Origin of the sequence: Verrucosispora sp. WMMC514 (genome assembly GCF_027497295.1) — a bacterium.
Taxonomy (GTDB): Bacteria; Actinomycetota; Actinomycetes; order Mycobacteriales; family Micromonosporaceae; genus Micromonospora; species Micromonospora palythoicola.
This window is the reverse complement of the sequence record NZ_CP114906.1, coordinates 6,256,696-6,280,676: the sequence shown is the minus strand read 5'-3', so window position 1 is coordinate 6,280,676 and position 23,981 is coordinate 6,256,696. Positions and strand designations below refer to the sequence as shown.

Annotated in this window: 21 protein-coding genes; 9 read left to right on the top strand and 12 right to left on the bottom strand. The window is 73.3% G+C overall.

What is annotated here, in order from left to right; genetic code table 11:
* Nucleotides 1–22: 22 nt before the first annotated feature.
* The 3 genes from O7597_RS29140 to O7597_RS29130 form a co-directional block, all read right to left on the bottom strand.
* Nucleotides 23–1,480, bottom strand: coding sequence for a hypothetical protein (locus O7597_RS29140; RefSeq protein ID WP_269741894.1), 1,458 nt, complete (start codon nucleotides 1,478–1,480; stop codon nucleotides 23–25).
* Nucleotides 1,477–3,315: a dynamin family protein gene (locus O7597_RS29135; protein ID WP_281581340.1), complete on the bottom strand. Its 1,839-nt coding sequence runs from the start codon at nucleotides 3,313–3,315 to the stop codon at nucleotides 1,477–1,479. Before O7597_RS29135 ends, O7597_RS29140 begins: the two co-directional genes overlap by 4 nt.
* A gap of 97 nt (nucleotides 3,316–3,412) precedes the next feature.
* The gene (locus O7597_RS29130; RefSeq protein ID WP_281581339.1) at nucleotides 3,413–4,306 is read right to left on the bottom strand and encodes an IniB N-terminal domain-containing protein; all 894 of its coding nucleotides are present in this window, start codon (nucleotides 4,304–4,306) and stop codon (nucleotides 3,413–3,415) included.
* Between the two features lie 298 nt (nucleotides 4,307–4,604).
* On the opposite strand from O7597_RS29130, the gene O7597_RS29125 reads away from it, so the two are divergent.
* From O7597_RS29125 to O7597_RS29105, 5 genes are all read left to right on the top strand, one after another.
* Nucleotides 4,605–5,891 carry an Hsp70 family protein gene (locus O7597_RS29125; protein WP_281581338.1) on the top strand — a complete coding sequence of 429 codons (1,287 nt, stop codon included), beginning with the start codon at nucleotides 4,605–4,607 and terminating at the stop codon, nucleotides 5,889–5,891.
* A gap of 5 nt (nucleotides 5,892–5,896) precedes the next feature.
* Nucleotides 5,897–8,413 (top strand): LuxR family transcriptional regulator, encoded by a 2,517-nt coding sequence (locus tag O7597_RS29120; protein WP_281581337.1) that lies wholly within the window; start codon nucleotides 5,897–5,899, stop codon nucleotides 8,411–8,413.
* 50 nt (nucleotides 8,414–8,463) lie between these two features.
* Nucleotides 8,464–8,886: a roadblock/LC7 domain-containing protein gene (locus tag O7597_RS29115; RefSeq protein WP_281581336.1), complete on the top strand. Its 423-nt coding sequence runs from the start codon at nucleotides 8,464–8,466 to the stop codon at nucleotides 8,884–8,886.
* A gap of 132 nt (nucleotides 8,887–9,018) precedes the next feature.
* Nucleotides 9,019–9,888 carry an AraC family transcriptional regulator gene (locus O7597_RS29110; RefSeq protein WP_269741889.1) on the top strand — a complete coding sequence of 290 codons (870 nt, stop codon included), beginning with the start codon at nucleotides 9,019–9,021 and terminating at the stop codon, nucleotides 9,886–9,888.
* Between the two features lie 109 nt (nucleotides 9,889–9,997).
* Nucleotides 9,998–12,055 (top strand): alpha-glucuronidase, encoded by a 2,058-nt coding sequence (locus O7597_RS29105; RefSeq protein ID WP_269741888.1) that lies wholly within the window; start codon nucleotides 9,998–10,000, stop codon nucleotides 12,053–12,055.
* Between the two features lie 31 nt (nucleotides 12,056–12,086).
* Here O7597_RS29105 and O7597_RS29100 read toward each other — a convergent pair whose 3' ends face one another.
* Entirely contained in the window at nucleotides 12,087–12,737 is a 651-nt protein-coding gene (locus tag O7597_RS29100; protein WP_269741887.1) for a methyltransferase domain-containing protein, read from the bottom strand.
* A 141-nt stretch (nucleotides 12,738–12,878) separates the two neighbouring features.
* On the opposite strand from O7597_RS29100, the gene O7597_RS29095 reads away from it, so the two are divergent.
* Together O7597_RS29095 and O7597_RS29090 are read left to right on the top strand one after the other, a co-directional pair.
* The gene (locus O7597_RS29095) at nucleotides 12,879–13,763 is read left to right on the top strand and encodes an AraC family transcriptional regulator (RefSeq protein ID WP_269742768.1); all 885 of its coding nucleotides are present in this window, start codon (nucleotides 12,879–12,881) and stop codon (nucleotides 13,761–13,763) included.
* Nucleotides 13,764–13,837: 74 nt separating this feature from the next.
* Nucleotides 13,838–14,446 (top strand): TIGR03086 family metal-binding protein, encoded by a 609-nt coding sequence (locus O7597_RS29090; protein ID WP_269741886.1) that lies wholly within the window; start codon nucleotides 13,838–13,840, stop codon nucleotides 14,444–14,446.
* Between the two features lie 47 nt (nucleotides 14,447–14,493).
* Here the strand turns inward: O7597_RS29090 and O7597_RS29085 are convergent, their stop codons facing one another.
* Nucleotides 14,494–15,366 carry an SDR family NAD(P)-dependent oxidoreductase gene (locus O7597_RS29085; RefSeq protein ID WP_269741885.1) on the bottom strand — a complete coding sequence of 291 codons (873 nt, stop codon included), beginning with the start codon at nucleotides 15,364–15,366 and terminating at the stop codon, nucleotides 14,494–14,496.
* A 102-nt stretch (nucleotides 15,367–15,468) separates the two neighbouring features.
* Between O7597_RS29085 and O7597_RS29080 the strand changes: the two genes are divergently transcribed.
* A complete protein-coding gene (locus tag O7597_RS29080; protein ID WP_281581335.1) occupies nucleotides 15,469–16,347 on the top strand; it encodes a helix-turn-helix transcriptional regulator in 879 nt (292 codons plus the stop codon).
* An 11-nt stretch (nucleotides 16,348–16,358) separates the two neighbouring features.
* Here O7597_RS29080 and O7597_RS29075 read toward each other — a convergent pair whose 3' ends face one another.
* From O7597_RS29075 to O7597_RS29055, 5 genes are all read right to left on the bottom strand, one after another.
* Complete coding sequence (locus tag O7597_RS29075) at nucleotides 16,359–16,817, bottom strand: N-acetyltransferase (RefSeq protein WP_281581334.1); 459 nt, start codon at nucleotides 16,815–16,817, stop codon at nucleotides 16,359–16,361.
* 11 nt (nucleotides 16,818–16,828) lie between these two features.
* Nucleotides 16,829–17,014, bottom strand: a complete 186-nt coding sequence (locus tag O7597_RS29070) for a hypothetical protein (protein ID WP_281581333.1) — start codon at nucleotides 17,012–17,014, stop codon at nucleotides 16,829–16,831.
* Between the two features lie 41 nt (nucleotides 17,015–17,055).
* Entirely contained in the window at nucleotides 17,056–17,598 is a 543-nt protein-coding gene (locus O7597_RS29065; RefSeq protein WP_269741881.1) for a carboxymuconolactone decarboxylase family protein, read from the bottom strand.
* A gap of 101 nt (nucleotides 17,599–17,699) precedes the next feature.
* Entirely contained in the window at nucleotides 17,700–20,282 is a 2,583-nt protein-coding gene (locus tag O7597_RS29060; RefSeq protein ID WP_281581332.1) for an AAA family ATPase, read from the bottom strand.
* A gap of 106 nt (nucleotides 20,283–20,388) precedes the next feature.
* On the bottom strand, nucleotides 20,389–21,150 hold the full coding sequence (locus O7597_RS29055; protein ID WP_281581331.1) for an SDR family oxidoreductase: 762 nt from the start codon (nucleotides 21,148–21,150) through the stop codon (nucleotides 20,389–20,391).
* A gap of 81 nt (nucleotides 21,151–21,231) precedes the next feature.
* On the opposite strand from O7597_RS29055, the gene O7597_RS29050 reads away from it, so the two are divergent.
* Nucleotides 21,232–21,681 (top strand): MarR family transcriptional regulator, encoded by a 450-nt coding sequence (locus O7597_RS29050; protein ID WP_269741878.1) that lies wholly within the window; start codon nucleotides 21,232–21,234, stop codon nucleotides 21,679–21,681.
* Between the two features lie 48 nt (nucleotides 21,682–21,729).
* Here the strand turns inward: O7597_RS29050 and O7597_RS29045 are convergent, their stop codons facing one another.
* Nucleotides 21,730–22,413 (bottom strand): DUF624 domain-containing protein, encoded by a 684-nt coding sequence (locus O7597_RS29045; RefSeq protein WP_281581330.1) that lies wholly within the window; start codon nucleotides 22,411–22,413, stop codon nucleotides 21,730–21,732.
* Nucleotides 22,410–23,930: a xylan 1,4-beta-xylosidase gene (locus O7597_RS29040; RefSeq protein WP_269741876.1), complete on the bottom strand. Its 1,521-nt coding sequence runs from the start codon at nucleotides 23,928–23,930 to the stop codon at nucleotides 22,410–22,412. Before O7597_RS29040 ends, O7597_RS29045 begins: the two co-directional genes overlap by 4 nt.
* Nucleotides 23,931–23,981 lie beyond the last annotated feature (51 nt).

The following is a 23,981-nucleotide window of genomic DNA, read 5'->3' as shown; positions in this document are numbered from 1 at the left end:
GAAAACGTTCCTGGACACCGCCTCAACGGGCGTGGGCGGCGGCCAGGTCGGCGAGCAGGCCCTCGCAGCTGCGGGCCACCACCTGCGCGCCGCGGCGCTGCGGCAACGGGAGTCCGGGGTCCTCGGCCCGTTCCCGCCACCGCCAGCGCGCCTCGGCGGCGGTCTCCCACAACCACGCCAGTGTCGCTTCGGGGGCGATGCCGAGCCGGGCCGCCGGTTCGTCACCGTCCCCACCGACCAGGCGCCGTGCCTCGGCGGCCAGCTCGGTGTCGAGGCCGAGCCGGCCGTCGCGCAGCGCCGCCAGCAGCCGCGATTCGGCGAACTCGTGCGCACCGGCGAGCAGTTGCTCCAGCGCGGCGAGCAGGTCGCCGGTGGCCGGACCGGGTTCGTCGCGCAGCAGCGCCTCCACCGCGATCAGCGCCGACCGGGCCTTGAGCACGTGCCGGCGGTCGACGAAGAGGCGATTGAGGGACTCGCGCAGCTCGCCGAGGCCGCTGCGCCGGACCAGCTCGGCGGCCAGGGCCACCCGGTTGTCGCAGCCGGTGCGGACGAGGGTGGTCGCCAGGCGGATCCCGACCACTCCGAGTCGCTCCAGCAGCGCGCCGCGGGTGGCCGCGTCCAACCCGGCCGGTGGCTCGCCGCGGGCGAACCGCTCGGCGGAGAGGAGGTACGGCTCCAGCTCGGCACGCGGCACCCGGGACAGGGTCGCCAGCGCGGCGAAATCGCTCTCGCCGAGCACTCGACCGGCCAGGCCGAGCAACCCGCTGCACGGCACCACCGTCAGGCACAGCGCGTCCACGTGCGGGTCCCGCAGCGCCCGCCGGGCGAGCTGACGGGCACCGAGCAGCGCGTCGACCCGACCACCACCGGACTCGTCCACCCGGGACAACACCATGATCGTGTGAACCGGCGCCGCCTGCCCGACGACGCCCTCCCGGGTCGCCGCCAGGGCACGCAGGTCGGCGCCCCGAGCGTCGCGGCTCAGGTACAGCAGCGCGTCGGTCTCCCGCAGCACCCGGTTCAGCACCGGATCCGCCGTCGGCTCGTCGGTCGCGCCGATCGCCGGGGTGTCCAGCAGGGTCACCTGCCGCAACGAGCGGGCCGGCCACCGCACCACGATGTCGCGCAGCTCTCCGGCCCGCCAACCGGTGAGGTCGACCCGCATCCCGGTGCCGGAGCGCAGCACCGCCAGCCGCTGCGGCGGATGACTCATGGAGTACCCGGTGGCGTCCGGCTGCGGCCCGTCCTCGTACCAGGTGAAGGCGCTCCCGTCGACCGGGGCCACCTCCTCACCCATCAGGGCGTTGAGCAGCGTCGACTTTCCGCTGCGCCAGCCACCGACGACGGCGACCCGCAGCGGCTGGTCGTAGCGGGCCAGTTGGCGCCGCAGCGACTCGGCGGCGCGGGGGTTGTCGCGGTAGCCGTGCAGCGCCCGGTGCAGCAGGTCCCGGACCGCCGCGTCCAGCCGCGCGCCGGTCATGCCAGTGAAGCCGGGCGGGCGGCGGTGACCTGCTGCGCCTGCTCGTACAGCTGGGCCAGGCGGACCATCCGCTGCTGGATCTCGCGTTGCCGTCGCTCCCGGACCGCCGCTTCGGTGTCGGCCGCCTCCTTGGCGCTGCGCAGCGACTCGATGATGGCGGTCTGCAACTCGTCGGTGAGCGCGGCGAAGTGGTCCCGCAGCACCCGCTGCGCCCGGCGGGCCGCGTCCCGGCTGTCCTTGCTGACCTGGATGAAGAAGTCGTCGACGTGCCGCTGCACCGCCGCCTTGACCGTGGCCTGCCGGCGACGCAACAGCTGTTTGCCCTCGTCGCGGATGCTCTTGCCACCGAACAGGGCGCCGGCGCCGATCGAGATCGGGTTGATCATGGGCAGGCCGGCGAGCGTCAGCGCCAGGCCGAACATCAGCAACCCGCCGTAGGAGCCCTTCATGCCGGTGAACACCTTCTGGCCGACGGTGAACCGGTCGACGGCGGGACGTTCCAGTTCCGGCACTGCGGCGCCGTACTCCACCGAGGCGGTCAGCGGCCACGGCGGCAGCGACCCGTGCCCGTACCGGGCGAACGACTCGGCGACCCGTCGGGCGATCCAGTCGCACCGCTGGACCAGCCACCGCCGGTTCGCCGTGGCCGCCTCGACGAGGCTCTGTTCCAGCCACTGCGCGACGGCGTCCCACGCCACCAGGGGGTCGGCGGTCTCGAACGCCTCGTCGACCATCCGCAGGATCTGCCGGGTGCGCTCGCGCAGGTCGTGCTCTATGTCGGAGATCAGATCGGCCATCTCGTCGGTCAACGTGTTCTGCCACCGGGTGGCGCACCGGCGCAGCTCGTCGACCTCGCGCTGCGCCGCGTGCAGCCGGGCCATCGGCGCGGACTCCTCGGCCGAGCGCTGGTCGGTCAGTTCCGCCCGCAGCGGTGCGGCGAGCTGTTCCACCACGGTGCGTGCGGTCAGCACCACGGCGGCTCGGGCCAGGGTGTCGGGCTTGCCGGCCAGCTGCCGCCGGAGCAGGGCGATCAGCGCCGGGAAGCCGGACTCCGCGTTGAGCGCGTGGTCATCGGTGGCGGCGGCGTGCAGGCGCAGCGCGGCGGACACCGGGATCAACGGGACCGGCACCCCGGCGTCGGCCAGGTGCCGCCGGTTGCGATCGGCCACGGCCCGCCAGTCCGGCACCAGGTCCGTCTTGGTCTGCACCACGGCCACGTTGGAGTGCGACCGGGTGAGGTGCAGCAGCATGTTCAGCTCGTTCACCGACAGGTCCCGAGTGGAGTCGGTGACCAGCAGGACGGTGTCCGCGCGGGCCAGGGCGGCGACCGGGGCGCCGGCACCCACGGCGGCGACATCACGGCCGCCCGGCATGTCGACGAGCACCACGCCCGCGCCGAGCAACGCCCGCGGCAGGCCGATCTCGATGTACGCGGGGCCGCCGCCGGGCAGCCGACCGGCGCTGCCACCGACTCCGGCGGCGATCTGGTCGGTCGGCACCGGCGTTCGTCGCACGGCCGGCGGATCGGCGACCGGCGACGTTCCCGGCCTCGACAGTGGCGTCTGCACGACGGTCGCCGAGGCGACCTCACCGTGCCGCAACATCGTCGGCAGGACGGTGGTGGTCCCGTCACCGACCGGGCAGACCGGCGCGTTGACGATCGCGTTGACCAGCTGGCTCTTTCCCTGGTTCGGCTCGCCGACGACGAGCACGGTCAACGTCGGATCGAGCAGGTGTGCGCGCTTGAGGCGAACCGCCTGAAGCAGGTCGCCCCGACCGTGTTCCTGGCACGTGCGGGCGATGTCGTCGAGCGCGTCGAGCCAGATTCCCGCCATCACCGCACCAAGTGTGCTGAATTCGGCGCAATTATCAAGTGCGAGGCGGCGGGCGGGGTCGGCACCGGCCGGTGCCGACCCCGCCCGCCGGCGGGTGTCAGAGAAGACCGTCGGTGAGGCCCAGCACCCCGCCGGTCGAGGTGGAGGCCTCGCCGTGGGTTGCCGTGTCCCCGCTCACCGAACCACTGACCCCGCCGTCCAGCAGCCCCGCCTTGCCGCCGGTGACGCCGCCGGTCACTCCACCCAGCAGGCCGTCGACCTGCCCGGTCACACCGCCCACAGTGGAATCGAGGTCCACCGACGGCACCAGGCCACCGGTGTCGCCGGTCAGGCCCAGCCCGCCGAGGGTGTCGTCGACACCGAGCGAACCGACCAGATCGCCGACCTGACTGGTGGTGCCGGGAAGCAGGCCCGACGTGGTGTCCAGCAGCCCGGAACCGGTGCCGTGCACCGCCGACGCGGGGTCACCCACCGTACCGGTGACGTCACCGAGCGCCGGCTCCGTGACGCGATCGATCGGGGTGACCACGTCCGCGTCGAGGGTGTCGGCCACGTCGTGCACCCCGGACAGGTCCACACCGACCCCGGTGGGGGTCACGCCGACGCCGACACCCGGGAAGACACTCGCCCCCGCGGTCACCGTCGACGGGTCGACGGCGATGGTGCCGAGCACCCCGGCCTTGACGTCCACCCCGGAGTGGGAGCTGCCGACGCTGATCTGCTGGGCCACGGTCTGCAACTGGCTGATCGCGTCGGTGGCGTCACCCACCAGTGGGTCGAGGCCGAGCTGCCCGGTCACCGGGGCGACCGGGGTCAGCCCCTGCACCGGGGCGTAGTCCACCACCAGCGGCACCACGTCCTGGACGTCGGCGGCGGTGATGTCACCGAGGCCGGCGGCCCGCAGCGCCCCCTCCGGGTCGAGGTCGAACGCCGACCGGGCGTCCGCGTCGGTCAGCAAATTGAGCACGAAGTCGTGCAGGGTCTGGTCCATGGTGGGGGTTCACTCCTCGGCGAAACGTCAACGACCGGTGATCGCCGACGACGCTACGGGCGGTGCCCGGGACCGGGCATCGGGGACGATCCCGCAATCCGACCCGTCCGATTAGGGGCGACGGGACTCTCGTACGTTAGGGGGAGTGGGGGACCGGCGCCCGCCGAAGTTGGGGCTCCTGATGCCGGAGTGATCTCTGGTACGAACGTAGGAGCCCACGGGGTTCCCCGGGGCGGCCCGCATCGGCGGGCCTGTCCGGCCCACCCCCAACGGCCGACGCGGTCAAGGAAGAAAGCAGATGGCCTACGTGCTCGGGATCGACATCGGCAACACCAGCACCGTCGCCGCGGTCGCCCGCCACCATGACGGGCACTGGGGTCACCCGGAGCCGGTCGCCCTGCACCCCGAGCCGGGCCCACTGCCGTCGACGCTGCTGCTGTCCACCGACGGGACCTTCACCCTCGGTGAGGGCGACGAGCCGGAACGTACCGCCCGGGGAGTGTTGAGCCGGGTCGGCGACGAGGTGCCGCTGTTGCTCGCCGGCGAGCGGTACCGACCGGAGACGCTCGTCGCGCTGCTCGCCGCGCACGTGGTCGACCAGGTTCACGGTGCCCGGGGCGCGCCGGCCGAGATGGTCGTGCTGAGCCATCCCGCGTCCTGGGGTCGGTACCGTCGCGATCTGCTGCACCACGCCTTGCGGGACTACGGACTCGGCGCGGTGACACTGCTGCCCCGCACGGTCACCGTGGCGGAGGGACACGCCGTCCGGGGCTTCGCCGGTGGTGTCGCCGCCGTGTACGCGCTCGGCGGCGACACCTTCGAGACCGCGCTGGTCCGACGCAACGCCCGGGACCGGTACGAGACCGTCGGCGTTCCCGCGACGCTCGCCCGGCTCGGTGGCGTCGACTTCGACGAGGCGTTGGCCGCGCACGTACGGACCGTGCTCGCCCGGGACTTGGCCGCCGCCGGCCCCGGTGCCCGTGCCGCCCTGCGCCAGCTGCCCGTCGAGTGCAAACGGGCCAAACGGGAGCTGACCGTCGGGTCGCAGACCGACGTGGCGTTGGCACTGCCGGCCGGGCCCGTCCGCGCGCCGGTGACCAGACTGGAGTTCGAGAACCTGATCCGGCCCGCCGTGCAGGCCACAGTGGAACTGCTGGCGCAGGCCGTCCGGGCCGCCGACCTGACACCCGCGCAACTCGACGGCGTGCTGCTGGCCGGCGGTGCCAGCCGCGTGCCGCTGGTCGCCGAACTGCTGGCCACCGCCGGCTTCGCGGTGGAGACCGCGCCCGACCCACAGCACACCGCGGCGGCCGGCGCGGCCGCCGCCGGCACCCGGATCCTGTCCCCACGCCCGCTGCCGGCCGGCCCGCCGCCACCGGCCGGCCCACCCGCGACCGGCGGCACCCCCGCCACCGTCGCAGCCGGCTCCGTCGGTTCGATGGCGCGCACCGCCGGCCCGTTCCCGGCCGACGACCTGACTCCGTCCGACGAGCCGCCGCCCCGCCCGCCGATCCGCTACCCGCCCCTGGACCTGCCGAAGCGATCCCGCCGGAAGCTGGTACGCAGCCCGGGGCACGAAGGATGACCGCAATGATGCCGAGCGCCGTGGCGGACAGCCCGCTGGTCCTCGCCGCCGACGCGACCGACCTGCTCGACGCGATCACCGCGGAGCCGGCGGCACCGCTCGCCCTCGGGGTGACCGGACCGGGCGGCCACGGCCGCACCACCTACCTGCAGGAAGTGGCCACCCGGTACGCCCGGGCCGGCGTCGCCGTGCACACCGAGGTGCCGGCCACCGACGACGCGTACGCCCCCGACACGGCGCTGCTGATCGACGACGCGCACCTGCTCGACGAGGCCCGACTGCGCACGCTGCGGCGACTGGTGACCGACCGTCGACACCGCATCGCGATCAGCTACCGCCCCTGGCCGCGACCGGCGGCCCTGACCGAGCTGACCGACACGCTGCGCCGCGAGGGACGCCAGCTCCTGCTCACCCCGTTCACCCGGGCCCGCACCGCCGCGTACCTCGCCGCCGTGCCCCGCCTCGGCCGCCGCGCCGACCTGGTCGACTTCGTGCACAGCCAGACCGGTGGGACGCCCCGGCACGTGGCATGGCTGGCCGACGGGTTGCGCGAGCAGGAGACGGTCGGTGTACCGACCGACCTGCCCCGCCAGGTGGTGCTGCATCTCGGTCCCGACCTGGAACAGCTGCCCGCCGACGTGCGGCGGCTGCTGATCGCGCTGGCCGCCGGCGTTCCGCTGCCCGCGGAGGCGCTGCGGCCGCTGCTGAACCGCGAACCGGCGGAGATCGACGACCTCGTCGCCGAGGCCCGGGCGGCGGGCCTGCTCGGCGCCGACGGCCGACCCACTCCGCTGGTGCGCCGGGCGGTGACCGTGCTGAGCCCGGCCGCCGACCGTACCGCCGTCTGGCACCTGCTCAGCGAACTCGCGTTCAACCGGGGCGCACCGGTGTTGCCGCTGGTGCGTTCGCTGCTGGCGGCCGGTGTCGCCGGCGACTGCCCGGCGGGCACCCTGGAGGCGGCGGCGGAGGAGGCCCTCGGCGGTGAGCCGGCGCTGGCGGCGCGCCTGTTCGCCGCGGCCGGTGCCGCCGGTCGACCCACCGCCGGCCGGCAGGCGGTCGCCGCCGCCCTCGCCGGTGACCTCGACCTCGCGTTGCGGCTGGCCGACCGGCTGCTCACCACGGGGGCGCCGGACGGTCGGGCGGAGGCCGCGCTGGTCGCCGCCACCGCCCTGGCCCACCGTGGACAGACCGACCGCAGCGTGGAGTTGTACCGCTGGTCGGGCGGGGGCAGCGCACACGCCTTCGCGACCGTCGGCGCCCTCGCCACCGGCCGACCGGCCGGGCACCCCGAACCCGTCGCGGACGGCCCGCCGACGTTGCCGGCCGGCGCCGCCCGGCTGATGGCCGACGGGGTACGCGAGAGCGTGCACGGCACCCCGTCGGCGGCCCTGTCCACCCTGGTGCAGGCGGCGGCCCTGCTGGAACCGGACGGGCGGGCGGTGCTGCTGCCGGACAGCCCCGCCGCGCTGGCGGCGCTGACCGCCGTGCACTGCGGCGAACTGGACATCGCCGAACGGGTCCTGGACCGGGCCCTGACCAGCGGTATCGGTGGGCCGCTGCTGGCCGGCCGGCACCGGCTGCTGCGTGCCTGGATCCTGATGACGCGGGGGCGGATCGCCGCGGCGAGCGAGCAGCTCGCCGAGACGACCGCCGGCGTCGCGCTCGGACCCCGCGACCTGCTCTTCGCCGCCGGGCTGACCATGGGTATCGCCCGGCGGGTCAGCGACCTCGGGGCGTTGCAGCGCGAGTGGGTGCCCGCGTTGGAGGCGGTGGTCCGCCACCCGGTCGACCTGTTCACCCTGCTGCCGCTGGGTGAGCTGGCCATCGCCGGTGCCCGGCTCGGTGACCTGGGCCGCCTCCAGCCCTACCTGCGCGACGCCCACGAGCTGCTCGGCCGGCTGGCCGACCCGCCCCTGTGGCGTACCCCGCTGCACTGGAGCGGACTGCACGCGGCGATCCTCACCGACGATCCGGCCGCCGCCGACGAGCACGTGACCACCCTGGTCGCCGCCGCCGGCCACAGCCGGTACGCCGCCGTGGTGGCCGCCGCGGCCGAGTGCTGGCTGGAGGTGCTGCGCGGCACCGTCGACCCGGTCCGGGTCGAGGCCGCCGCCCGGGGCCTGCACGACACCGGCCTGTGCTGGGACGGCGCCCGGCTGGCCGGCCAGGCCGCCATCCGTACCGCGGACCGACGGGCGATGACGACGTTGCTGGACTGCGCCCGGGCGCTGCAGGGCCGGTCCGCCGCCGAGGACCGCAAACCGGCGGCGGGTACCGTCTCGCACCGGCTCAGCGACCGGGAGCGGGAGGTGGCCGAACTGGTGGTCGCCGGTCTCACCTACCGGGAGATCGGGGACCGGTTGTTCATCTCGGCCAAGACTGTGGAGCACCACGTGGCCCGGATGCGTTCGCGGCTCGACTGCGCCAACCGCACCGACCTGTTGGCCATGCTTCGAACCATCCTGGCCGAACCGTCGTACACCACGAACGGACAGCCGTGGCCCCGACGGGCCGTGAACTGAGCCACGGGGACCGGTCCGGACCACCGGTTCCGTCAACGAGAGGACCTGCCATGACTTCTGCGGTGGCCACCGCCGACAACCTCGGCCGCGCGCTCGACAACATCGTCGACCGCGTGCCGGGTGCCCAGTTCGCGGTGGTGCTCTCCCCGGACGGGCTGCTGCTGGGCGCCTCCCGGGGCATCGACGGCGAACTCGCCGGCCAGCTGTCCAGCATGGTCTGCGGGCTTCAGGCGCTGGGCCTGGCCGCCGCGCGGGTCTGCGGTGACGGCGAGCTGCACCAGGTCGTGGTGCAGATGTCGCGGGCGTTCCTGTTCCACGCCACCACCGGAAACGGGGCCGTCCTGGCCGTCGGCATCGACGGCGACGCGGAGGTCGGCGACATGGCGTACGAGGTGGCCATGTTCGTCGCGCAGGCCGGTGACCACCTCCCGGTGTACCTGGAACCGGTGGCCCAGCGCGTCGCGCTGCACTGACCTGCGACGTGAGTCGCCTCGGGTGCCGGTGCGTCGAGCCCCGTCCCCGCTCCCCGCGTGATCGGATCGGGCCAGAACGATCGGGCGCCGCGTGGGGCGGGCGGGCCAGGCTGGATCTCGAAGGGAGGTCCCATGATCTCGGCACTCAACCGGCTCGTCGACCTGGTGGAGGAGCACCTCACCGAGGAACTCGACGTCACCGGGGCGGCTCGGACGCTCGGCACGACCGAGTACCACCTGCGCCGGATGTTCTCCTCGCTGGCCGGCATTCCGCTGTCGGAGTACGTGCGCCGGCGGCGGATGACCGTCGCCGCCGCCGACGTCGTCCGCGGTGAGGACGACCTGCTCGGCATCGCGGTGCGGTACGGGTACGGCTCCACGGAGGCGTTCGGACGTGCGTTCCGGGCCGTCCACGGTGTCGGCCCCGGTGAGGTGCGCCGCGACGGAGGCCCCCTTCGTACCCAGCCACAACTCAGGTTCCGCCTGAGCGTCGAAGGGAGCACCCCCATGGACACCCGCATCGTCGACCGCCCCGCGTTCCGGCTCGTCGGACACGCCACCCGGGTTCCGCTCATCCACCACGGCGTCAACCCGCACGTCCAGCGGCACGTCACCGCCCTGCCGGCCGAGGAGCACCAGCGGCTCAAGGAACTCGGTGACACCGAGCCCGCCGGCCTGCTCCAGGTCACCGACGACGTCGCTCCCGACGCCGCCGAGGGCACCGAGCTGACCTACCTGCACGGGGTCGCCGTCACCGGCGACACCACGGTCCCGGACGACCTGGACAGCATCGCCACGCCGGCCGGCACGTGGGCGGTCTTCCGTACCGCCGGAGCGTACCCGCAGACGCTGCAGCAGACCTGGGCCGCGACCGCGGCCGAGTGGTTCCCGTCGAACCCGTGGCGGCTGCGGCCGGGCCCGTCGATCGTCGCGATCCTGGATCGCGCGGCCGACTTCAGCACCGCCACCTGCGAGCTGTGGTTGCCCGTCGAACCGGCCTGACGGGGGTGGGGCGACGGCCCGGTGGGCACGCCCGCGCGGCGTGCCCACCGGTCACCGGAACTTCCGGAAGTATCTTGACGTGTTTGGTGGGAACGTTACGATCTGCGCGATGACCGCCCCCGCCCCGACCGACGTCCACCCCGCCTGGCTGCCGCCCGAGGCGTTTCGCGCGATCGGCTCCCGGCACTGCCTCGTACTCGGCGACGGAGGGCTCGTCGACACGGTCGTCACCGAGGTCGAGCGGGCCTGCGCCGAGCACGGCGGCAGCGTCCGGCGAGGGGCGGAGGGGCCACCGCCGAGCCTGGTGCTCGCCCTGGTCCCGGCCGTCGGCGACGACGGCCCAGCCGCACTGGTCGCCGCCCTGGCCGAGGTCGAGGCGGCCGAGGCGGCGCCGCTCGGCCCGGAAGGCTACGCCCTGGCCCGCCACGGCGAGGTCACGGTGCTGCTCGCCGACCAACCGGCCGGGCTGCTCTACGGGCTGTTCCACCTGATCCGCCTCGGTGAGGCCGCGTTCGGCGCGCCGCACGCGGCCCGGTCGCACCGTCCCGCGATGCGCCGTCGCATGCTCGACCACTGGGACAACGTCGACGTGCACCCGGTGATGGGGCAGGTCGAACGCGGCTACGCCGGTGGGTCGATCTTCTGGCAGGCCGGCCACCCCCGCCGCGACCGGGCCCGGATGCGCGCGTACGCGCGGTTGCTGGCCGCGGGTGGGATCAACGCGGTGGCGGTGAACAACGTGAACGTCCACGCCACCGAGGCGCGGCTGCTCACCGAGCGGCTCGACGACGTCGCCGAGATCGCCGACGAGTTCCGCCCGTACGGCATCCGGGTGCACCTCTCGGTCACCTTCGCCGCGCCCGTCGTCCTCGCCGGCCTGCCCACCGCCGATCCGCTCGACGACGCGGTGCGGGCCTGGTGGGCCGGGACCACGGCGGCGGTGTACGCCCGCATCCCCGACTTCGGTGGCTACGTGGTCAAGGCCGACTCGGAGGGACAACCGGGTCCGTTCAGCTATGGTCGCGACCACGCCGACGGGGCGAACCTGCTCGCCGAGGCGTTGGCCCCGCACGGCGGGGTGGTGCACTGGCGGGCCTTCGTCTACAACCACCGGCAGGACTGGCGGGACCGCTCCACCGACCGGGCCCGGGCCGCGTTCGACCACTTCGCCCCACTCGACGGCCGTTTCCGGGACAACGTCATCGTGCAGGTCAAGCACGGTCCGATGGATTTCCAGACCCGGGAGCCCGTCTCCCCGGTGATCACCGCGATGCCCGGCACCCGGATGGCGGTGGAGTTCCAGGTGACGCAGGAGTACACCGGCCAGCAGCGGCACGTGTGCTACCTGGCACCCTGGTGGAGCGAGGTGCTGCGGTTCGGCTGGGGCGACGACGGACGTACCGTCGCCGGTGTGGCCGCCGACGGTGGCGGCCTGGTCGCCGTGTCGAACGTGGGCGACGACCCGTTCTGGACCGGACATCCGCTGGCCCAGGCCAACCTGTACGCCTTCGGCCGGCTGGCCTGGGATCCGCGACTACGACCGGCGGAGCTGCTCGACGAGTGGATCGAGCTGACCTTCCATCCGGACACCACCGCCGACCCGGACCTGCTCCGCCGCACCCTGCACGAGATCATGGACGACTCGTGGCGCACCTACGAGCGCTACACCGCCCCGTTGGGCGTGGGCTTCATGGTGCGACCGGGGCTGCACTACGGCCCCGACGTCGACGGATACGAGTACACCCCGTGGGGCACGTACCATTTCGCCGATCGCGACGGCGTGGGCGTGGACCGCACCCGGGCCACCGGCACCGGCTTCACCGGCCAGTACCCCCGGCCGTGGTCCCGGGTGTACGAGTCCCCGGACACCTGCCCCGACGAACTGCTGCTCTTCTTCCACCACGTGCCGTACGAGCACGTGCTGCACAGCGGTCGCACCGTCATCCAGCACGTCTACGACACCCACTTCGACGGGGTGGCCGAGGTGGAGGCGGCCCGCCTGCGGTGGACGTCGCTGGTCGGGCTGGTGGACGCGGCGGTGCACGCCCGGGTGACCGAACGACTCGACGAGCAGCTGCGCTGCGCCCGGGAGTGGCGTGACCAGATCAACGCCTACTTCCACCGCAAGTCCGGGATACCCGACGCGCACGGCCGGCCCCTGCACTGAGCCGGCCTGCGGTGAAGCGGTGTCGTCCGCCTCAGGGTGCCTCGGCCCGGTAGCAGGCGAACCGGCCGAACCACGCCTTACCCCCGCCGTTTCCCGCCACGCCCGCCAGGCCGGCGTCGACGAGCGAGGCCAGCACCCGCTCGGGAAGGCTGGCCGCCACCCGGGCGTTGCGGTGCGCCATCCCGCCACCCCGCCCGGACGGGGTGCCGTCGATGTCGAGCACGTGCAGCTCACCGCCGCTGCGCAGCACCCGCCCGGCCTCCCGTAACGCCCGGGCGCGTTCGTCGTCGTCCAAGTGGTGCAGCATGAACGCGGACAGCACCCGGTCGACGCTGTCGTCGGGCAGCGGCAACGCACCGGCGAACGCCTGCTCGTACCGGATCGGCAGCCCGTGCCGGGCGGCCTTGCGGCGGGCCCGGCGCAGCGCGGCCGGGTCCGGGTCGATGCCCAGCGCGTCGATGTCCGGTACGCGACGCCCGAGCGCGGTCAGCAGGTTGCCGGTACCGCAGCCGATCTCCAGAATCCGCTGGCCGGACCGGAGGTTCGCCCGGTCCATCAGCTGCCCGTGGATGCGCCCGATGCCGGCGAGGCGGGAGAACGGATCGTAGAGCGGGAGCAGCCAGTGCCTGCCCATGCCGGGCAGGTACTGCTGCGCGTCGGTGTGGTGGGACGGTCCGGTCATGTGACGCTCCGATATCAGACGAAGTTCGGTCGTACCATCAGCGTCGTGGAGCGTGACACCGTGGACAATGGCGTAACCGTGGATCGGATGCGACAAAGTTCGGTTCCCTGGTCCCTCGCGGTCGGGGCGACCGGGCAGGGTGTGCCGGTCATCGGGTTCGGCCGGGTGGCGGGCCTCGCCCCGGTCGCCGTGGCCCGGGTGGCACCGGGTACGCCGATCGCGCAGCCGGCCGCCGGCGGTACCCACGCCCACGAATTCCTGGTGCTGTTCTACGCGCACCGTGCCGACGGCCAGCTGGTGATCGACGGCCGCAGGTGGACGGTGACCGACGGGGACCTGTTCGTCATCGCACCGGGGCAGGTCGTCTCCTTCCTCGACCCGATCGAGACCACGGCCACCGACGGATGGGCGGTGTGGTTCCCGACCGACGCGGTGCGGCCCGGCACGTCGGGCGCCTACTCGTCGTGGCGGTCGCATCCGTTGCTCCTCCCGTTCGCCCACGGCACCCACCGGGCGCAGCGGCTGCGCATCCCGCCGTCCGACCGGGCCGGCTGGGTCGAGCGCCTCGTCTCGCTCGACACCGAGTTGCGCGCCCGGCGCGACGGTCACCAGGACGCCGCCCTCGCCCACCTGACCCTGTTGCTGGTGGCCGCGGCGCGGCTGCCGACCGCAGTCGCCGACCAACTGCGGTCGGCGGAGGAGCCGCTGCTCGCGGCCGTCTTCGACGTCATCGAGCGGCGTTACCGGGAGCCCATCTCACTCGCCGACGTCGCCGCCGAACTGGCGCTCACCGCCGGGCATCTCACCACGGTGGTACGCCGCAGGACCGGCCGGACCGTTCAGCAGTGGCTCGCGCAGCGTCGCATGCAGCAGGCCCGCCTGCTGCTCACCGACACCGACCTGACCGTGGCGACCATCAGCCGCCGCGCCGGCTACCCCGACGTCAGCTACTTCATCAAACGCTTCCGCGCCGAACACGGGGTGACCCCGTCCCAGTGGCGCCACGCCACCCCCGGCACCTCCTGATCGGCCGTCCGCACGCGCTGTTCTGTCGGTCCCGGCGCGTAGCGTGCGGCGGAGTTCGCGACGAAGGAGCAGAGATGATCGACAGTCACGGCAGCCCGGATCTCGCGCCCGCAGCCCGCGCGTTGCAGGCGCTGCTGCCCGGGGTCACCGACGACCAGCTTTCCGGTCCCACTCCGTGTGCCGGCTGGACGGTCGGTGACCTGCTCGACCACCTCGTAGGACTGACGCTCGCGTTCCGGACGGCTGCCGAGAAGGGACCGGATCCCGCACCGGACGGTCCGGGTGAGCCCTCAGCCGACAAGCTCGATCCGCAGTGGCGCAGGGCACTGCCGGGGCGGCTCGACGAGTTGGTCGCCGCCTGGCGCGAGCCCGCCGCCTGGACGGGCGAGACCGCCGTTGGCGGGGTGCGGCTGCCGGCCGAGATCATGGGCGTCGTCGCGCTCGACGAGCTGGTCGTGCACGGATGGGATCTCGCCCGCGCGACCGGGCAGCCGTACGACATCGACGACCAGACCCTGGAAACGGTTTACCGGCTCGTCTCCCAGCAGGCCAGCAGCGACGGCACGCCCGGCCTGTTCGGCCCGTCGATCGCCCGGCCCGACGACGCTCCGCTGCTCGACCGCGTCCTCGGGCTCACCGGTCGTGACCGTGGGTGGACGCCCCCGGTGACCGGAGCCCGGTAGCACGGCGGGATCGTCGTGGTGCCTGGGCGCGTGTCGTCGCAGGGCTGTCAGGTCGCGGTGAGAGCCTGGGCGGCTTCGAAGAGTTCACCCTCCCGCTGTGGATCGTAGGATGCGTCCGAGGAGCGCTCGGCCCGCCCGAGGTTCACATAGGACCCGCTCGGCGCCACGGCCGGACCGGTCGCCACCCGTGCCAGGTGACGGCCGGCGGTGCGGGGGCTCACCGACAACGGGGTGAGGGTGAGCAGCGGCAGCACCCGGGCCGCCGCGAACCGCACGATCGGACCCGCGTCGCGGGTCAGTCCGGTGCCCGGAACGAAGCCCGGGTTCCAGCTGTACACCTCGGTGTTGTCCAGTCGCCGCGCCCACTCGTGCACGAGATGGATGACGGCGAGCTTGCTCGTCGAGTAGGCGGTCCGCCCGGCTACCGAGGTGTGCGGCCCATCCGGACGGGCCAGCTCCGCCGGGGGCCGCCACACCGGCGCGGGCGCGAGCCCCAGGTTGTGCCGGAAGTCCCCGAAGTGGGTGTCCGAGGCCGTGATCACCGCTCGTCGTAGCTGGTCGCCGAGCAGTCGCAGCAGCAGGTGGTTGGCGAGCACGTTGACGGCGAACGTCACCTCGTACCCGTCGGCGCTGCACCGGGCCCCGCTGGTCACCTGTAGTCCCGCGTTGCCGACGAACGACGTCACCCGGGCCCGCCGCATCACGTGGTCCGCCGCGGCGCGTACCGAGCCCAGGGAAGCCAGGTCGGTGCGTACGCCGTACACCTGTTGGTTTCCGCTCTTGTCGCGCAGCGCCTCGGCCAGTCCGCCGGTGCGATCGGTCACGAACATCCGCAGCCGTGGGTTCGCGGCGAGCATCGCAACCGCCGCGTGCCACCCGATTCCCCGGCTCGCGCCGGTCATCAGCATCGTCTCGGTCATGCCTCGACCGTGGCCGCGGCGGCGGCGGGTAGCCAGCACCCGGTGCGACGGTAGGACCAGCAGTACCAGGCCGAGCCTCGGGCCGGTCGGGATACTGGTGAGGTGACCAGTGCGTTCGGTGCCGCCGTACGGGCCTGGCGGGACCGGCTTTCCGCCGCTGACACCGGCCTGCCCACCACGGCCCGCCGTCGGGCGGCCGGTCTGCGTCGCGAGGAGTTGGCGTCCCTCGCCGGCCTGTCGGTCGACTACGTGGTCCGCCTGGAGCAGGGCCATGCCCGCAACCCGTCCGCGCACGTCGTCGCGGCTCTGGCCCGCGCCCTGCAACTCGACAATGCCGAACGGGACCACCTGTACCGCACCGCGGGTCTGCTGCCACCCGCCGCGGGTGACGTGAGCACCCACATCCCGCCCGGCGTGGCCCGCATCGTCGCCCGCCTGGGCGACGTCCCGCTGGCCGTGTTCTCGGCCGACTGGACGCTGCTCACCTGGACCCCGCTGTGGGCGTCCCTGTTCGGCGACCCGGCCGTCGTGGCCCCGGAGGAGCGCAACCTCCTGCGTGTCCTGTTCCTGCCGGGCGCGTCACCCGCCTGGCGGCGTGTCGCCCCCGACGGTGTCTCCGCGGCCCTGCCGGCCGCCCTCGTCGCCGACCTACGCACCACAGCGGCCGCTCATCCGCATGACCGCCGGCTGGCGGCACTCGTCGCCGCGCTGCACTCCGCCAGTCGGGACTTCGCCGCCCTCTGGGACTCCGGAGCGGTCGCCGCGCACGAGAGCGAACGCAAGACGGTCGCGCATCCGGCTGTCGGCCCGGTGACCCTGGACTGCGACGTGCTGACCGCGCACGGCTCCGACCTGCGCGTCGTGGTGTACACGGCACCCGCCGGCTCCCCGGACGCCGACAAGTTGGACCTGCTGCGCGTCACGGGAGCAACCGCGATCAACGACCAGGGGACGGCACTCCGCCGCCGGACAGTCGGATAGTCGCCGCTTCCTCAACGGCCGCACCGGTCCGGGCGCGCCCAGGGCCAGTCGGTGGCGATCCAGTCCGCGACGGCGTTGGCGAGCGGCACGTCCAGGTCTGCCCGGTCGGCCCGTACCCAGGACTGGACGGTCACGTCGTACTCCGCCGAGGCTGACGGGTAGAGGTAGACACAGCCGATGACGTCGCCGTCGCCCGGGTCGAGGACGGTGAAGGTGAACCCGGTGCCGTTGACGAAGTCGTCGGCATGACGGCGCAGGTCGGCAAGGTTCTTCTCCAGCGACATGCCGCTCGGTGGCGGCCAGTTGCCGTCCGGGTAACCAGGCGTGGCGCGGATGTGCTCGATGCTCGACGTCCACGCGGCGTGATCCGCCACGTTGTGCTGCGGACCCAGCGGTTCGAGGCGGAACCGGTCGGTGACCAGCGACGTCGGCGGGGTGAAGCCGGCAGGTACGAAAGCGTCCGAGGTCATGGGTCGGGACGCTACTGCTGTTGCCGGTCCGCCCGCACCCGACTTTGGCGGAGCGCGAGGCGAGCGGCCTCCTTGGTCAGGAACATGAGGGTGGGTCGACCGGACTCCGCTGCGCCGACGGCCACGAGGAAGGCGACGGTCACCCGCTCGGGATCCTCCAGGCCGGTGGTGAGACTGACTACTGCCTTGTTCGCCATGGCGTCCTTCCTTCTGTCGTGCGGATGCTGTCGTTCAGGACTCACGGTCGGGCTGCTACGACGGCGGCAATGGATGCCAGCTCGGGATCGGGCACGGTGCCGGCCGCAGCCAGGGCTCCGGCGAAGAAGCGGCGCACGCAGACAGCCAGGATGACCTGGAAGATGTCCGACTCGGACAGCCCATGCCCGCGCAGCGACTCGATCTCCTCGGCCGATGCCGACGCCGGGTCCGTGGCGATCCGCGCCGCGAAGTCCATGACCGCGACCTCGGTGTCGTCCAGCCCGGCAGCGTGGTGGTCGGTGAGCACGGCGCGCAGCTGAGAGTCGCCGAGGTGCCGGTCACGCAGCACCGCCGCGTGTGCGAGCACGCAGTAGCGGGCCCTCATTGCGCTGGCCGCGGCGACGGTGACCAACTCGTAGCGGCGCTCGTCCATCCCGCCGCGCACCGCCGCGCCCAGCCCGATCCACGCCCGGTAGGCCTGCGGCGCCAGCGCGAAGACCCGCGCGTACGCCGGGACATAGCCGTGCCGGTCGGCCTCGGCCGCGTAGAGTGCCGACTCGGTGGGTGTTCGTAGGTGCGTCATGTGCCGGACGCTAGGGTCCGAAGGCCGGCGGGTCCTGGGGGATTACCCCTAACTTGGCGTACGCCGCAGCCGGCCGCCGAGCAGCTCACCGGGTCGTACGCTCAGCCGATGAGGTGGCGTCGACGTGCTGCGGCGACCGCCTGACCGCGCGTGGTCGCGCCGAGTTTGTCGAGCACGGCTGCCACATGGTGCTCGATGGTCTTCGGTGCCAGGGTCAGCCGGCTGGCGATCTCGGCGTTGGTGAAGCCCTCCGCGAGCAGCCCGAGCACCTGGGCCTGACGTGGCGTCAGCCCTGCGGCGTTGGCGGCGCTCGCCGGCCGTGGACCGCGCGGCACCCCCGGCACACCGCGCCCGCGCAGCGCGGCCCGCAGACTCTGGGCCGCTCGTACGGCGTTCAGGCGGTCCAACTCGCGCAGCGCGGCCACGGCCGCCGCGCGGTCCCCGAACGCGAGCGCCTGGACCGCGCGGTACGCGTCGCCGCGCGCCCGCCACAGGGCGGCGGCCCCGGCCCAGTCGCCGCTCATCAACAGCCGGTACGGCCGATCGGCGGGCGTGGACGCGGCGACGGGTGGTGCCGGCTCGTCGGTGGCTCGCCACAGCCAGAACGCGAGCTCGTCGGCGAACCAGGGGTGCCCCCGGTCGACCGCGAGCCGCAGTGCCGGACGCAACTGCCGAGCAGCCGCTTCGGCCTCGCCGTTGAGCAGGTGAAACTCGGCCCACGCGGCGCAGACCGGCGCCATCCGCTGAAGCTCGCCGGTGGCTGACGCGGCGTCGACGGCCCGGGTCAGGGTCGCAGCCGCGTCGCCGCCTCGCGCCGCGTCGACCCGTCCCTTCGCGACCAGTGCGGGAACGATCGCCACGCTGGCCACGCTCGCCCGGTCCAGCGACTCGGCCGCGTCGGACAGCGCGCCGTCCCAGTCGCCCCGCCCGACCCGCAGCACCGCCCGGACACCGAGCAGGTACTGCACGTAGCCACCCAGCTCGTGCGTGTCCGCGTACCGCAGCGCCTCCTCCGCCACCGCGTGGGCGGTCGCGTAGTCGCCGACCTGCTCGTGGCAGGTGGTCAGGTTCACCAGTGCGCGGGCCGCGTCATCGACGTGTCCGGCGCGCGCCGCGGTGGTGTGCGCTGCCCGCAGCGTGGCCTGGCCCTCAGTAGGGTCGGCGAACATTCGCGCCGTCCCGATGTTGATCGAGGCGTGCACGGACGTCGCCGGGTCGTCGAGCTGGTCGGCGAGCCGCCGTGCCCGTTCGCCCCACTCGACCGCCTCCGCCATCCGGTGCGACAGCATGTGTAGTTGCGCCAGGTTGCTGTATGCCATCCCGAGCGCCCGGCTCGGGCCGAGCGGTGCGAGCACCCGTACGGCCCGGTCGGCGGCGTCGCGGGCCTGCTCCGCCTGCGCGCTCCACCACGCCAGCCGGGACAACCGGCGCAGGCTTTCGCCGAGCGCGAACGGGTCCCCGAGTCTCTCCCGCTCGGCGACTGCGGCGGTGACCGGTTCCAGTCCCTCGGACGCCATTCCGGCCAGGTATGCCTGCTCGGCGTACGACTCGAGCAGGCTGATCCGGTCACCTTCCGGCAGCATCGCCGCGTGCGGCCGGACCGCCCGGAAGTGGGCTACCGCCTCCCGGTGGGCGCCCTGCGCGGCGGCGCCGGCGGCGGCCCGCGGACCGAAACGGACGAGCTCGGCATGGTCGCCGCCGAGCCGGGCGTGGTGTACCAGTCGGGCCGGGTCGGTCCCCTCGATCCGGGCGAGCCGGGTCAGCGCGAGGCGGTGCAGAGCCGCCCGTCGCGGCGGGGTGAGCGACTCCTCGACAGCCCGGCGCAGCAACTCGTGCCGGTAGGCCATCATGTCGCCCCGGGCCACCAGGACGCCGCCCGCGACACATTCGTCGACGGCGTCCTCCGCGCCGGCCAGTACGGCGGCCTCGGCGCTCGTCGGGATCACCGACACCAGATGCGCCACCTCGCGGGCGGCGGCCGACAGCCGACGCAGCCGTGCCCGCGTCAGGTCGCCGACGGTGGCCGGGAGTGCGCGATCCGCGGCCAGCAGCTCGGTGACCAGCAGCGGGTTGCCGCCCGTGAGCTGGAAGATCTCGGCACCCGACCGACCGTGGTCGGCAGCCAGCCCGGCGACGCAGGCCGCGGAGAGCGGTGTCACCGGGACGGGCGTCACCGCCGATCTGGGCACCGATGCGAGCGCGGCCCGCAACGCGTGCTCCGTCCCCACCTCGTCCTCGCGGTAGGTCACCAGCAGCAACGCCGGCAGTCGCTCGATCCGCCGGCCCAGGAACACCAGCAGGTCCAGCGTCGCCTCGTCGGCCCAGTGCGCGTCCTCGACCACCATGACCCTGGGTGGCCGCTGACGTGGCCCGGACAGCTCGGCGACAAGCGCTGAGAACAGCTCCGCCTGCCCGGCACCGGCGGCGACCGCCTCGGCCAGCGCACCACCGGTCTGCCGGGCGATGTCGTGCAGCGGCCCCAGCGCGCGCGGGGTGACCAGCGGGTCGCAGGCCCCCCAGAGCACGACAGCCCGGCCGCCGCACGCCGCGGCGAACGCCTTGACCACCGACGACTTGCCGATCCCGGCTTCGCCCGCGATCAGCCCCACCCGACCGCCGTCGGCCGCCCCACGCAGCAGCGTGTCCAGGAGCCCGAGTGCGGTCGACCGCTCGTACAGCTGCATCGCCGGTGATTATCCACCCACCCGCCGCTCGTGGCGGACCGTGCGGGCGTGGAGCGCACTCGCGTCCGAGCAACGGCATCTTCGGACACCGGCTGCCCGTGCAGGGTCACCCGCGGACGAGTTCCCGACCACCGGCCAGCGACAACGTCTGCCCGTTGACGTGACCGTTCGCCGCCGAGACCAGGTAGGTGACGGCGGTGGCGACGTCCTCGGGAGTGCAGATCCGACCGGTGGGGGTCTTCGCCGACTCGGCGGCGACCGCGTCCGGTCCCAGGAACGGGGCGGTCAGTGCCTTGTCGGTGAGGGTGAAGCCGGGGCGCACGATGTTCGTCAGGATGCCGTGGCGGGCTTCCCGGACGGCGAGCACCCGCGCGGCGGTCTCGAGCGCGCCCTTCGCCGTGGCGTAGGCGAGTGGCCCCGCCATGGGTTGCGCGACGATGTCGGTCGACACGACGACGATGCGTCCCCAGCCGGCGGTACGCATGGCCGGCAGCGCCGCATCGGTCAGTGCCACCGGACCCACGGTGTTGGTGGACAGCGACGTGATGAGACCACCGATCTCGTCGGCGTCGAAGGAGGGCCACCGCACGGCGTTGGCAACCAGCACGGTGATCGGCCCGAGCCGTTCGGCGACGTCCTCGATGACCCTCGGCATGCTGGTGGGGCTGCCGTGATCCAGGTGGACGGCGCAGGCCCGACCGCCGGTTCCTGTGACGGCATCGACCACGTCCTGGGCACCGTCCTGGTTGGTGTACCAGGAAACGGCGACGGAGGCGCCCTCGGCCGCCAGGTGCAGGGCGATGGCGCGGCCGATGTCCCCGGAGGCCCCGGTGACGAGGGCGACCCTGTTCGACAGCCCGGTTTCCATGACCATCTCCTCCATAGTCGGCTATATGTTAGCCGACTATGGATCGGTTGGTGCCGACTCGTCAACTCGTACACTGCCCGGGTGGAACTGACGGATGTCCTGGCCACCAACAAAGCCCTGGTCAAGGTGGCCAAGCTGTACCGCAGCGCGCAGGCCGACGCGCTCAGCGCGCTCGCCCTGCACCCGGGGCAGGATGTCCTGCTGTGGATACTCGGCCAGGAACCCGACGGCATGACGGTTTCCGAGATCGCTGCCCGGCTCGGCGTGGAGCAACCCACGGTGACCCGCAGTCTGAGTCGCCTCGATCAGGGCGGATGGTTCGTCAGGGAACCGGTACCGGGCGATCGGCGGGCCACCCGGATCCGGTTGACCTCCAAGGGCCGCGCCGTCATCCCGAAGATCGAGGCGGCCTGGCGCACGCTCGCCGAGACCGCAACCGCCGGCATGGCGACCGATCAACGAGCCACGTTCGTCGAACTGCTCGAGAAGGTACGCGCAAACCTCCGTACCCTCACCACCGAGACCGAGTGAGCGCGTCGGCGGTGGCACCGACGGGCACCTCGGGCGGGACGGGCGGGCTCATTCGACGAACTCCTCGGCGATGATGTCGGTCATCGGTGCGCCACCACGAACCAGCGCGAGCGCCAGCACCGAGCCGAGGGCGGCGAGCGCCGCCTCCGAGGCGACGATGGTGAGCGCCGTCGCCGCCACCAGCAGCAGTACGGTGCCGGCGGCGACCACCGGGGTACGCAGCACGAAGTACCCGGCCAGCCGGAACACGTCACGCAGCCGGAACGTGAACAGCGACGTGATCACCAGTGCGTTGACCCCGACCACCGACACCCCGGCACCGACCAGCACCAGCGGCACCGCCCACCAGCCGGGCACCCCCGCCGCCGGCAGGTTGACCAGGTTGACCGCGATGACGGTCAACCACACCAGCGTCGGCACCCAGACCAGCAGCGAGCCGGTCAGGTTGGCCCGGTAGCCGCGCCAGAACAGCCGCCCCGGGTGCAGCTCGGTCAGGTCGAGACGCTGCCGGTGCAGGGCGTACAGCGCGGCGGAGACGGCCGGGCCGAGCGGCACCGCGCAGAGCGCGACCAGCGGCAGGTTGCTCACGTGCCGCTCCAACGCGAACAGCGCCACCAGGCCGGGCGCCGCGCAGACCAGGAGCAGCACCTCCACCACCAGCAGGGTGTAGATCAGCGTCGCCCCTCGGGACAGCGGGCCGGCACCGAACTCACGACGGGTGGTGGTGCTCACGACGGCTCACCGCCTAGCAGTCGCCGCTCGTCCCACCAGGGCGGAGTCTCGTCGGTCACCGGGCTCACCTCGGCCAGGGTCACCTCGTGCCGGGCCAGGTGCAGGTCCAGCTCGACGCGGCCGGCCAGCACCGGCAGCGAGCCGTGCCGTCGGGCCGGCTCGGCGGCCTGCCGCAGCACGTCGAGTTGGCGGGCGGTGGGGGAGGGTGGTCGGCCCAGTTCGCACCAGGCCCGCCAGGCGTTGCCGGACTCCTCGCTGACCGAGGAGCGCAGCAGGAACGCGGTGCGGGCGGCCGGGTCGGTGACCGGCAGCGACAGGCGTACGGCGTGGCCGTTCACCGGTTCGCCGCCGGTGACGTCGACCGGTGCCCAGGCCAGCACCGCGATGCGGCCGGTGTCGTCCCGGGTGACCAGGTGGTCCGCGCCACGGGCCAGGACCTGCGTGCCCAGCCGGTTCATGAAGGCGTACAGGTGGTATGTGGGCTTGCGGATCTGCCGGTGGGTGAGCAGGCCGAAGCCGCCGTGGAACAGCGTGGTCGGGACACCCACCTCCTCGAACACGTCGCTGAAGGTCCAGTAGGCGAAGGAGTCGACCAGGTCACCGCCGCCGGCCAGCACCGGGGCGAGGTAGGCGGCGTGGAAGGCGGTGTCGTGGACGGGGTTGTCCGGCCGGTACGAGCTGTTGAACTCGGTGACGTGCACCGGCAGGTCGGCCAGCGCGGTGCCGGCGAGCAACCGGCGCGGGCTGGCGAACTGCTCCAGCAGCCGCTGCGCCGGAGCGAGGGTCTGGTGTACGCCGAACGGCACGTGCTGGGCCGGGCCGGAGCTGTAGGCGTGCCGGCTGACGAAGTCGATCGGGACCGAACGGTCGGTGACGAACTCGGCGAACCGGGGCAACCAGCCGTCGTCGGCGCCGGGGGAGAGCGCCGGGCCGCCGACCTGGAGGTCGGCGTCGACGTCCTTCACCGCGTGCGCGGTCACCTCGTAGAGCCGGTGGTAGGCGTCGGCGTCGGCGTCCTGCCAGAACTCCTTGAGGTCGGGCTCGTTCCACACCTCGATCGGCCAGCCGCGTACCTCGTCCAGGCCGTACCGGTCCACGAGATGACCGACGGTTGCCCGGACCAGGTCGGCCCATTCGGTGTGCGACCGGGGCGGGGTGACGTTGCCGCGCCACCAGAAGACCGTCTGCTCGCCGCTGGCCAGCCCGGAGGGCATGAAACCCAGCTCCACGAACGGCCTGACGCCCAGTTCGAGGTAGGCGTCGACGATCTGGTCGAGGTAGCCGAAGGCGTGCCGGACCTGGCGTCGGCCGCGGTGCTCGTACGGTCGGTGCACCCCGACGCCGTCGCTGAGCAGGCCGTGCCCGCGGATGTACCGGAAGCCGATCTCGCGTTGGACCAGCGCCAACGAGTCCTGGTAGTCGCGGCGCAGGGCCAGGTCGAGCCGGCCGGTGCCGACGGCCAGGCGCCACGCGTCGCTCAGCCGGCCGACGGGTTGCTCCGCAACGGTGATCCGCATCGTCGTCCCTGTGCTCGGGGTGGAGGGTGCCCGGTCCGGTCGCGCCGACAC

Bases quoted from the DNA above. Each gene is read 5' to 3' on its own strand.
- O7597_RS29140 (WP_269741894.1), bottom strand. From the start codon at position 1,480: ATGACCGGCGCGCGGCTGGACGCGGCGGTCCGGGACCTGCTGCACCGG.
- O7597_RS29135 (WP_281581340.1), bottom strand. From the start codon at position 3,315: ATGGCGGGAATCTGGCTCGACGCGCTCGACGACATCGCCCGCACGTGC.
- O7597_RS29130 (WP_281581339.1), bottom strand. From the start codon at position 4,306: ATGGACCAGACCCTGCACGACTTCGTGCTCAATTTGCTGACCGACGCG.
- O7597_RS29125 (WP_281581338.1), top strand. From the start codon at position 4,605: ATGGCCTACGTGCTCGGGATCGACATCGGCAACACCAGCACCGTCGCC.
- O7597_RS29120 (WP_281581337.1), top strand. From the start codon at position 5,897: ATGATGCCGAGCGCCGTGGCGGACAGCCCGCTGGTCCTCGCCGCCGAC.
- O7597_RS29115 (WP_281581336.1), top strand. From the start codon at position 8,464: ATGACTTCTGCGGTGGCCACCGCCGACAACCTCGGCCGCGCGCTCGAC.
- O7597_RS29110 (WP_269741889.1), top strand. From the start codon at position 9,019: ATGATCTCGGCACTCAACCGGCTCGTCGACCTGGTGGAGGAGCACCTC.
- O7597_RS29105 (WP_269741888.1), top strand. From the start codon at position 9,998: ATGACCGCCCCCGCCCCGACCGACGTCCACCCCGCCTGGCTGCCGCCC.
- O7597_RS29100 (WP_269741887.1), bottom strand. From the start codon at position 12,737: ATGACCGGACCGTCCCACCACACCGACGCGCAGCAGTACCTGCCCGGC.
- O7597_RS29090 (WP_269741886.1), top strand. From the start codon at position 13,838: ATGATCGACAGTCACGGCAGCCCGGATCTCGCGCCCGCAGCCCGCGCG.
- O7597_RS29085 (WP_269741885.1), bottom strand. From the start codon at position 15,366: ATGACCGAGACGATGCTGATGACCGGCGCGAGCCGGGGAATCGGGTGG.
- O7597_RS29075 (WP_281581334.1), bottom strand. From the start codon at position 16,817: ATGACCTCGGACGCTTTCGTACCTGCCGGCTTCACCCCGCCGACGTCG.
- O7597_RS29070 (WP_281581333.1), bottom strand. From the start codon at position 17,014: ATGGCGAACAAGGCAGTAGTCAGTCTCACCACCGGCCTGGAGGATCCC.
- O7597_RS29065 (WP_269741881.1), bottom strand. From the start codon at position 17,598: ATGACGCACCTACGAACACCCACCGAGTCGGCACTCTACGCGGCCGAG.
- O7597_RS29060 (WP_281581332.1), bottom strand. From the start codon at position 20,282: ATGCAGCTGTACGAGCGGTCGACCGCACTCGGGCTCCTGGACACGCTG.
- O7597_RS29055 (WP_281581331.1), bottom strand. From the start codon at position 21,150: ATGGAAACCGGGCTGTCGAACAGGGTCGCCCTCGTCACCGGGGCCTCC.
- O7597_RS29040 (WP_269741876.1), bottom strand. From the start codon at position 23,930: ATGCGGATCACCGTTGCGGAGCAACCCGTCGGCCGGCTGAGCGACGCG.